1 protein-coding gene is annotated in these 219 nt (G+C 69.9%); it reads left to right on the top strand.

Features of this window, described 5'->3' with window-relative positions; all coding sequences use genetic code 11:
* A partial coding sequence (locus B4I46_RS06140; protein ID WP_414708920.1) for an Asd/ArgC dimerization domain-containing protein occupies nt 1-219 on the top strand: 219 nt, incomplete at both ends.

Genomic DNA, 219 nt, shown 5'->3' with positions numbered 1-219 from the left:
GACCTACCAGGCGGCCTCCGGCGCCGGCGCGCAGAACATGCGCGAGCTGATCAAGCAGATGGGCGCTACCCATGCGGCGGTTGCCGATGACCTGGCCAACCCGGCGGCGGCCATCCTCGACATCGACCGCAAGGTCGCCGAGGCCATGCGCAGCGACGCCTACCCGACCGAGAACTTCGGCGTGCCGCTGGCCGGCAGCCTGATCCCGTGGATCGACAA

This window comes from Pseudomonas sp. UBA7500 (assembly GCF_002478435.1).
GTDB classification, from domain to species: Bacteria; Pseudomonadota; Gammaproteobacteria; order Pseudomonadales; family Pseudomonadaceae; genus Aquipseudomonas; species Aquipseudomonas palmensis.
This window is presented reverse-complemented; position numbering and strand designations above follow the sequence as displayed.